This is a genomic window from Streptomyces sp. NPDC002671 (genome assembly GCF_053592475.1).
Window position 1 is genome coordinate 1 of record NZ_JBSFVU010000174.1, and the last position, 1,206, is coordinate 1,206.

Annotated in this window: 1 protein-coding gene; it reads right to left on the bottom strand. The window is 70.6% G+C overall.

Annotated features, from left to right (window positions below; translation table 11 throughout):
* Positions 1-113: 113 nt before the first annotated feature.
* Positions 114-1,206, bottom strand: a 1,093-nt coding sequence (locus tag ACWD35_RS45555; protein WP_451357190.1) for an IS701 family transposase, incomplete at its 5' end; no start/stop codon positions are given.

The window sequence follows — 1,206 nt, forward strand, 5'->3', positions numbered from 1 at the left end:
AGTAGGGCTTGGTCAGGTTCGTATTGGGGTGGGTATGTCGCGGTGGCAGGTGGGGCAGGCGCCTGCCCAGAGAGCGAGGAGTGTCTGCAGTTCACGGACGACCTGGTAGAGGCTCAGCCCTGGGCCGCGTCTTTTGGGTCTCGTGCCAGCCGCTGCAGCGTGCAGAAGGCGTGGGCGGCGGAGACAAGGGTGACGTGGTGGTGCCAGCCGTTGAAGGTGCGGCCTTCGAAGTGGGCCAGTCCCAGGGCTTGTTTCATCTCGCGGTAGTCGTGCTCGATGCGCCAGCGGAGCTTGGCCAGCCGGACCAGGGTGGCCAAAGGCATGCCGGAGGGCAGGCTGGACAGCCAGAACTGCACCGGTTCGCTCTCGTCGGCAGGCCATTCGGCCAGCAGCCAGCGCTCGGGCAGGTCCGGGTCGTCGGCGGGCTTGCGGATGCCGCGTCCGGCGGGACGGACCCTGAGGGCGACGAACCGCGAGTACATGCGCTTGACGCCGCTTCGGCTGTTGCCCGGCCGGGATCCCTCTCGCCAGGACACCGGCCGGGCGGCCGTCCGGCCGGCCGCGATGACGAGGTCTTTCACGCTCTGCGGCGGGTCGGGGTACTGCACCTTGGGCGGCCGGCCGGTTCCTGCATAGGCGGGCAGGACGGGCCGGGCGTCGCCAGGATGCGCGGTGTGGCGGCCGGAGATCCCCACGGCGTAGGGCAGGCTGCGTTCCTCCAGGCCGCTGCGGAAGGCGGCGGCGTCGCCGTATCCGGCGTCCGCGACGACGAGGGGGACGTCGATGCCCCACGACCGTGCTTCGTCGATCATGTCCAGAGCCAGCTGCCACTTCTCCACGTGTCCCGTCTGGGCGGGGATGCCGCAGCGGCTGCGGCGGGCGACCTTGGTCGCCTCCGCTGCGGGCGAGGCCGGGTCCCAGCCGGCCGGCACGAACAGCCGCCAGTCGATCGCGGCCGAGGCACGGTCGTGGGCCAGGTGCAGCGACACTCCCACCTGGCAGTTGGTGACCTTGCCCGCGGTGCCGGTGTACTGCCTGGACACGCACGCCGAGGCGTCCCCGTCCTTGAGGAAGCCGGTGTCATCGACGATCAACGCCTCCGGCCGGATCACGTCCTGCATCTTCCACGCCAGGCGGGCCCGCACATGCGCGGGATTCCACGGGCTGGACGTCACGAAGTGCGCCAGAGCCTGACGATTGCCGTCC